General features: G+C 72.0%; 3 protein-coding genes and 2 pseudogenes. 3 read left to right on the forward strand and 2 right to left on the reverse strand.

Annotated elements, in window-relative coordinates; translation table 11 throughout:
- Together MCAG_RS14850 and MCAG_RS14855 are read right to left on the reverse strand one after the other, a co-directional pair.
- The coding region (locus MCAG_RS14850) for a S8 family serine peptidase (protein ID WP_036373512.1) at positions 1–2025 on the reverse strand (2025 nt) is incomplete at its 3' end.
- Positions 2026–2249: 224 nt separating this feature from the next.
- A complete protein-coding gene (locus MCAG_RS14855) occupies positions 2250–3710 on the reverse strand; it encodes a CCA tRNA nucleotidyltransferase (RefSeq protein WP_007073804.1) in 1461 nt (486 codons plus the stop codon).
- 125 nt (positions 3711–3835) lie between these two features.
- Between MCAG_RS14855 and murJ the strand changes: the two are divergent.
- From murJ to sigM, 3 genes and pseudogenes are all read left to right on the forward strand, one after another.
- Positions 3836–5577, forward strand: a pseudogene (murJ, locus tag MCAG_RS14860) (murein biosynthesis integral membrane protein MurJ).
- A 451-nt stretch (positions 5578–6028) separates the two neighbouring features.
- Positions 6029–7640 (forward strand): annotated as a pseudogene (locus MCAG_RS14865) (protein kinase family protein).
- Positions 7641–7683: 43 nt separating this feature from the next.
- Positions 7684–8460, forward strand: coding sequence for an RNA polymerase sigma factor SigM (gene sigM / locus MCAG_RS14870; protein WP_007073807.1), 777 nt, complete (start codon positions 7684–7686; stop codon positions 8458–8460).
- Positions 8461–8471 lie beyond the last annotated feature (11 nt).

The following is an 8471-nucleotide window of genomic DNA, read 5'->3' on the forward strand; positions in this document are numbered from 1 at the left end:
GCCGCCGCTGTCGGCCTTGACGATCATGCTGTTCGCGTTCGCGTAGAGGTGGACGGTGCCGTCCGGGTGGTGCCAGCCGACGAAGAACGCCTCCCAGTCGCCGACCGAGCTGGCCTTCGCCAGCAGCGGCTGGGAGCCGCCGCTCTGCGCCGTCACGTACTTGTTGTTGACCAGCGCGCGGAAGGCGACCCAGCCGGAGCCGAGGTCGACCAGCTCGTACTTCTCCCACGCGCCGACCGAGGTGCTCCTGGCCAGCAGCGGCTTGCTGCCCGCGCCGTCGGCCGCCACGAACTTGCCGTTCGCCTTGGCCTTCACGCTGACGACCGGGTTCGGCGCCTCCAGGTCGAACTTCTCCCACGCGCCGATCGCGGTGCTCTTGGCCAGCAGCGGCTTGCTGCCCGCGCCGTCGGCCGCCACGAACTTACCGTTGACCTGCGCCTTGAGGCTGATGCTGCCGTCGGTGTTGTTGACGAGCTGGAACTTCTCCCACGCGCCGATCGCGGTGCTCTTGGCGATCAGCGGCTTGCTGCCCGCGCCGTCGGCCGCCACGAACTTGCCGTTGGCCTTCGACTTGAAGGCGACCAGCCCGCTACCGGCGGAGACGACGTCGAACTTCTCCCATCCACCGAGCTGCCAGCTGCGGGCGATCAGCGGCTTGGAGCCGCCGCTCTCGGCCACGACGAGGGAGTCGTTGACCCGGGCCCGCAGGCCGACGTTGGTGCGGGTCGCCGGGGCCGCGCCCACGTGCACGAGCCGGTCGACGCTGCCCGCCGGGCCGAGCACCGCGCCGGAGACGCCGTTGGTGACGACGGCGTTGCGCACCTGCTGCGGGGACCAGCCCGGGTTCTGGGCGAGCAACTGCGCGGCCACGCCGGCCACGTGCGGCGCGGCCATCGACGTACCGTTGATCGTCGCCGTCGCGGTGGTGCCGCCGATCCAGGCCGAGGTGATGCCGACGCCGGGGCCGAACGTGTCCAGGCAGGTCCCGTAGTTCGAGAAGCCGGCCATCATGTCCACCCGGTCGGTCGCGCCGACGGTGATGGCGGCCGGCGCGCGGGCCGGCGAGTACGCGCAGGCGTCGTCGGCCTCGTTGCCGGCGGCGACGACGTAGCTGATGCCCTCGGCGATGGAGGTGGCGATCGCGTCGTCGAGTGCCGGGTCCACGTCCCCGCCGAGGCTCATGTTCGCCACCGCGGGCTTCTGGGCGTTGTTGGTCACCCAGTCGATCCCGGCGATGACCTCCTCGGTCGTGCCGAAGCCCGCGCAGTCGAGCACGCGGACCGCGACCAGGTCGACGTCCTTGGCGACGCCGTAGCTGGTGCCGCCCACGGTGCCCGCAACGTGGGTGCCGTGGCCGTTGCAGTCGGCGACGTTGCCGTCGGCGACCGCGTTGAACCCGTAGCTGGCCCGGCCACCGAAGTCCTGGTGGTTGATGTTGATGCCGCTGTCGATGATGTACGCGGTGACGCCGCTGGACGACGGGTACGTGTAGGACTTGCTCAGCGCAGGGGTGGTCTGGTCGATCCGGTCCAGACCCCACGACGGCGGGTTGGTCTGGGTGCCGCTCGCCGAGTACCTGCGGACCGGCTCGACGTACGCGACGTCCGGGTCGGCCGCCAGCCGTTTCGCCTGGGCGGGGGTGAGCTGCGCGGAGTAGCCGCGCAGGGCCCCGGTGAAGACCTTCCGCACCGTGCCGCCGTTGGCCTTCGCCAGGGCCTTGACGGTGCTGCGGGTGGTGCTCGCGCCGGCCTTGCCGTTCTTCAGCTTCACGATGTAGCGGCCCGGCACGACGCCCCTGGCCGCGGCGTCGCGCGGCTGCGACCGCTTCGGAGCGGTCAGGTTCGGCCGTACCGGGTTGCCGGCGGCATCCAGGTTGGACGCCTCCACGCCGGCCGTCTCCGGGCTGGCCTGGGGGGTCGGGTCGGCCATCGCCGCGCCAGTGGTGGTGGCGAAGGCGATGGAGGTCGCGGAGGCGAGGGCGAGCCCGGCCACCGCAGAGCGGCGCAGTACGCCACGACGTGTCAAAGAGATCTCCCCGTTGCAGCATCGGCCATCAACCTCGGACGGCCGAGAACAATGAATCCGGCCTCAACAATGAGATGGACAGGAGGCCACGATGATGTTGCATCATCATGGACGACGTTCGAACGGAACTACCTCAGCCGATCGGTCGATACGCTGCCGTCGCGTCGTCAAATTCTCGACTCGACGGGCGAATCGGAGCCGCCGCGCCCCGACGCACTCCGCTGTCAGCCGCCGATGCCCTGTTCCCGGGCCCAGCGCAGCAACTCCGCCTCGGCCTCGTCGCGGTCCAGCGGGCCGCGCTCCAGGCGCAGCTCCTTGAGGTGCTTCCAGGCCCGCCCCACCATCGGCCCCGGCGGCACGCCGAGCAGCTCCATGATGGCGTTGCCGTCCAGATCGGGGCGGACCCGGGCGAGGTCCTCCTCGGCGGCGATCCGGGCGATCCGCTCCTCCAGCGCGTCGTAGTCGGCCGCCAGGGCCGCCGCCTTGCGCCGGTTGCGGGTGGTGCAGTCCGAGCGGGTCAGCTTGTGCAGCCGGGCCAGCAGGTCGCCAGCGTCGGTGACGTACCGGCGCACCGCCGAGTCCGTCCACTCGCCCCGGCCGTACCCGTAGAAGCGCAGGTGCAGGCCGACCAGCTTGACCACCTGGGCGGTGACGTCCTTCGGGTACCGCATGGCCTTCATCCGGGCCTTGGTCAGCCGGGCGCCGACCACCTCGTGGTGGTGGAAGCTGACCCGGCCGTCCGACCCGACAGCCTTGGTGGCCGGCTTGCCGACGTCGTGCATGAGCGCGGCCATCCGCAGGACGAAGTCACACCCGTCGGTCTCGTACGACACGGCGTTGGCGACCACGGTCAGCGTGTGCTCGTAGACGTCCTTGTGCTGGGCGTGCTCGTCGATCTCCAGCTTGAGCCCGGTCAGCTCGGGCAGGAAGCGCTCGGCAAGACCGGTGTCGACCAGCAGCCGCAGGCCGGTGATCGGGTCCGCGCCGCAGAGCAGCTTGGTGAACTCGTCGCGGATCCGCTCCGCGGTGATCCGGTCGAGGTCGGCGGCCATCGCGGCCATCGCGGCGCGCACGTCGGGGTGCACGGCGAAGCGGAGCTGGGCGGTGAACCGGGCGGCCCGCAGCATCCGCAGCGGGTCGTCGCCGAACGACTCGGCGGGGGTGCCGGGGGTGCGGATCACCCGGGCCGCCAAGTCGTCGAGGCCCCCGTGCGGGTCGGTGAACCGGTGCTCGGGCAGGCTCACGGCCATCGCGTTGATGGTGAAGTCGCGGCGTCTGAGGTCCTCGGTGAGGCTGGTGCCGTACTCCACGATCGGGTTGCGGCTGACCTGGTCGTACGCCTCGGCGCGGAAGGTGGTGATCTCCAGCCGGAGCCCGTCGCGCTGGCAGCCGATGGTGCCGAACTCGCGCCCGGTCTCCCAGATCGACTCGGCCCAGCCCTTGACGATCCGCAGGGTCTGGTCGGGGTGGGCGTCGGTGCAGAAGTCGAGGTCGTCACCGAGGCGCCCGAGCAGGGCGTCGCGCACCGAACCGCCCACCAGGTGCAGCTCGTGGCCGGCGTCGGCGAACCGGCGGCCCAGCTCGTCGGCGACCGGGGAGACGCGGAGCAGTTCGGCGACGGCGTTGCGCTGCGCGGCGGTGAGCTCGCGGCTGTCGGCGGCGTGGGGTGCGGAGGCTTCGGACATGGGAGCGCCAGCCTATCGGGCCCGCCCGGGGCCTGGTCCGCCGGGCGCGGATGACAGGCGGTTGTTGACTATGGTCATAAGGTGCGGGCCGGTGCCCGGCTCCGACGTACCCCGGGAGGCTGGAGATGAGCGGCGGTCTGTACCGCAGCGCGAACGCCGCGCAGGGCGGCGGCCGACCCCCGGGCGACGACGCCACCTTCATCTCGGCGGAGCCGCTGAACCAGCCCTCGATCGAGTCGCCCGCTCCTCCCCTGAGCAGGTCGCGGAGCCAGCGCCGCGACGAACAGCGCGTGATGGCGGTCGGCAGCCTGGTCAGCCGGGGCACGGGCTTCCTGCGCACGCTGGCGCTCACCGCCGCGCTGGGCGGTGCGCTGGTCGGCGACGCGTACACACGGCGCAGATCCTGCCGGGGATGGTCTACGAGTTCCTGCTCGGCGGCATCCTCACCAGCGTCCTGATCCCGGTGCTGGTCCGCCGCCGCAAGGCCGACGCGGACCAGGGGCAGGCGTACGCGCAGCGGCTGCTGACCCTCGCGGTGCTCACCCTGGCCGCCGCGGCGCTCCTCGCCGTCGTGGGCGCGCCGCTGCTGACCTCGTTGTACGCGAGCGACAAGTCCAGCGGCGACTACCAGAAGCTGGTCACCGCCCTGTCGTACCTGATGCTGCCGATGATCTTCTTCACCGGCCTCAGCGCGCTGATCAGCGCGGTGCTCAACACCCGGGGGCACTTCGCCGCCCCGATGTGGGCACCGATCCTGAACAACATCGTGGTGATCGCCACCGCCGGTCTCTACATCGCCGTCTTCGGCGCGGAGATCGTCGAGCCGGAGGAGATGACCACCGGGCGGGTTCTGCTGATCGGCGGCGGCACCCTGCTCGGGGTGGCGATCCAGGCGGCCGGGCTGCTGCCGGCCCTGCGCAAGGTGGGCTTCCGCTGGCGGCCGAGGTTCGACTTCCGGGCCCTGGGCCTGGGCGAGCTGGGCCGGCTCGGTGCCTGGATGTTCTGCTACGTGGCGGTCAGCCAGGTCGGCCTGATCGTCCTGTTCAACCTGCTCAACCGCGCCGGCCGGGAGAACGCCGCCGGACCGCTGATCTACAACAACGTCTTCCTGCTGCTGATGATGGCGCACGGCATCATCGCCGTGTCGATCATCACGGCGCTGATGCCCCGGATGAGCGCCGCCGCCGCCGACGGCCGGTACGCCGACCTCGCCGCCGACCTGTCCCGGGGCACCCGGACGGTGACCGCGGTGCTCGCCCCCATCGCGGTCTGCTACGCGGTGCTCGCCGGCCCGCTGTCGGTGGCGCTGTTCCGCTACGGCGCGTTCAGCGACGAGAACGCCACCGCCACCTCGCTGGTCCTGCTGGTGGCCGCGCTGGCCCTGGTGCCGTTCGCGATCAGCCAGCTCTTCACCTTCGCCTTCTACGCGCTCCCGGACACCCGCACTCCGGCACTGGTCAACATTCCGGTGGTGGCGCTGCGGATCGGCGTGCAGATCGGGCTCTTCGCCGCCTTCTCCGCCACCTTCGCGGCGGCCGGCATGATGATCGGCAACGCGGTGTCCTACCTCGCCGCCGCCGTGTTCTCCGCCATGCTGCTGCGGCCCCGGATCGGCCGGATCGGGCTCGGCGGAATCATGCGGACCCTCGGCAAGGTGCTGGTGGCCGCGCTGGGTGCCGCGCTGGCCGGCCTGCTCGTGGTCAACCTGCTGCCGGGCGGCGACACGCTGAGCTGGTTGCAGGCCGCCTTCCGGCTGGTTCTCGGGGGCGCGGTCATCGCCGGGACGTACCTCGGGCTGGCCATGGTGCTGCGGATCGGCGAGATCACCGAGGTGGTCGGGATGGTCCGCCGCCGCCTCGGCCGCTGACCGCGGCCTCGGGGCCACCCGGTCGACCGGCCGCCGAACACGGAGTGTGACCGGTGATCACCAGGCTGGGGATGCCCCTGTGGATAACTCAGCGATTCGCCGGTCAGCAACCATAAGGGCCTGTGGACAACCAACCGTAAAGCTGAGCATGGCGAGCCGTTCGGCGGGAATCCGGCGACGTCGCCCCCGGTCGCCACACCGGCGCGGCCCCTGCAACGACTACTTGCCGTCAACCTCTAGATTGGCTAGTACATGTGCCAGCAACGCGGCTGACAACGGTCGTAACCGGACAAGCGCGGCCAGTCCCGGCACCTCAGCCGGGTACGCCGGGAAGATGACATGTCGGGGAGACCGGCAACCCGGGTAAGGTCGCTCTCGACGGGTACGGCTGACTCCGGCGCTCCGCGTCGACACCGTCGGCCGGTACTCAACAGGCAGAGCGGGAAGCCAGATGCCCAGCAGCGCGGGTCCATCGATCGACACGATCACCGAGGGAGGACGGGTGACCCAGGTCGGCGAGGGTCGGCAGGCGGAGGAGAGCGCTCCGCCGGTCATGACCTTCGGTGCTCCCACGGCCGGTGAGATCCTCGCCGAGCGGTACGAGCTGGTCGAGCACATCAACAACGACAGCGCGGGCCGGCTGGTCTGGCGCGGGGTCGACGTGGTGCTGCGCCGTCCGGTCGCGGTCGTGCTGCGCTACCCGGGCGGCGATTCGGCCACCGGGATGCACCAGGCGGCCGTCGCGGCCAGCCGGGTGATCCACCCCAACCTGGTCGGCGTGTACGACGCGATCGACGAGGCCGAGCGGGCGTACGTGGTCCGCGAATGGGTGGACGGGGCAGTCGCTGCGGGAAGATGGTTTCCCGACGGGTCCCCTCGACCCCGGGGCCGGACGACGGCGATCGGCAACGCCGTGGCCAGCGCCCTGGCCGCCGTGCACCCCCACCGGCATGGTGCACGGCAACGTGCACCCCGGCACGGTCATGATCAGCGACGAGGGCCGGGTGGTCCTGGCCGACGCCCGCACCGACGGCGCCGACAGCCAGGAGAACGACGTCCGGGCGATCGGCGGCATCCTCTACTTCGCCCTGACCGGGCACTGGCCGCACACCGAGGCCCCGCTGCACGGCGCCACCGCCGGGCACGGCCGGGCCGCGATCCCGGACGCCGTGCGGGACGCCAGCGGCGCGATCGCCGCGCCCCGCCAGGTCCGGGCCGGCGTGCCGGCCTACCTCGACGACCTCACCATGGACCTGCTCGATGCCGGGATCGCCCCGCCGCCGTCGGACGTCCTCTCGGCCGAGCTGGCCCGGCTGGACATCCCCGTGGAGGACGAGCCCTACCTGGAGCCCACCGGGCCGCTGCGGTTCGCCGCCGACAACGGGGACGAGCCGTCGCCGCTGGCCTCGGTCGGCGGGCGGAAGGTCGCCATCGGCATCGCCGGCCTGCTGGCGGTCGCCCTCGTCGGCCTGCTCATCGGCATCAGCATCCTCGGCAACGACGACGAGACCCCGCAGGCCGAGCCGGTCGCTCGGCCGTCCAGCAGCGCCCCGGCCGCCGAAGCCACCCCTGCCGCCGCGGTGCGCAAGCTGTCGGTGACCGAGGTCCGCATCGTCGACCCGGACAGCAAACTGCGCGACGAGCTGGGCGGCGCCGAGAAGGTGATTGACGGCGACGAGGACGAGGGCTGGGACACCGACACCTACACCCAGTCGAACTTCGGCAACCGCAAGCGCGGCATGGGCGTCTGGATCGACCTCGGCGAGGAGCGCACCGTCAAGTCGGTGCAGGTGAGCCTCTCCGCGACCGGGGCCTCCGCCCAGCTGTACGCGGGCACCACCGACCCGCCGCCCACGTCCTCGGGCGACAAGGAGCTGTTCGACAGCTACAAGAGGAATCCGATCGGGCAGCCCTTCGAGCAGCACGACGGCACCACGATGACCTTCAACGGCTTCGACGCCGACTCGAAGTACCGCTACCTGCTGTTCTGGATCACCGATCTGCCCTCGAACGACCGGGGCTACCAGGTCGGCGTCCAGGAAGTCACGGTCCAGGGGTCGTGAACCGGGGCCCGGTGACGGGGCACCGCACCGATCAGGCGCGGTGATGGACGGTCACGGCGAGCGCACGAGCGACGTCGACCTGCTGCGCGCCCACGTCGCCGGCGACCGGGACGCCTTCACCGAGCTGTTCCACCGGCACCGGGACCGGCTCTGGGCCGTGGCCCTGCGTACCATCGGCGACCGCGAGGAGGCCGCCGACGCCCTTCAGGACGCGCTGCTGTCCGCCCACCGGGCCGCAGCCCGATTCCGGGGCGACTCGGCGGTGACCACCTGGCTGCACCGGATCGTGATGAACGCCTGCCTGGACCGGATCCGCCGCCGGCAGGCGCACCCCACCGTCCCGCTGCCCGACGGCACGCACGGCGGCCCGTTCGCCGGCGGGCCGGAGCCGGCCGCTCCCGTCCAGGACCACGACACCGCCCTGGTGGTCCGGCAGGCGCTCGCCGAGCTGCCCGCCGAGCAGCGGGCGGCGCTGATCCTGTTCGACGTACAGGGCTACCCCGTGGCCGAGGTCGCCCGCATCCTCGACGTGGCTGAGGGGACGGTCAAGAGCCGCTGCGCCCGGGGCCGCGCCCGACTCGCCGTGGCCCTCGGGCACCTGCGTACGGGTGCCCTCCCCGACGACCCGGCCACCGACGCCACCGGCAGGTCGGGCCAGCCGCCCGGCCGGCCCGTACGGCTGGCCGCGCCACGCGCCGGTACCGACGGCTCCGCCGCCCCGGACGTGCCCGTCGTCACGCGGGGGAACCCCCGGCCGACCGACGGCGTCCGATCAGGGTCGGGGCATTCCCGGCACGTCGCCAACCAGGAGGAATCGTGACTGCTGGGGGG

Source organism: Micromonospora sp. ATCC 39149 (genome assembly GCF_000158815.1).
Taxonomy (GTDB): Bacteria; Actinomycetota; Actinomycetes; order Mycobacteriales; family Micromonosporaceae; genus Micromonospora.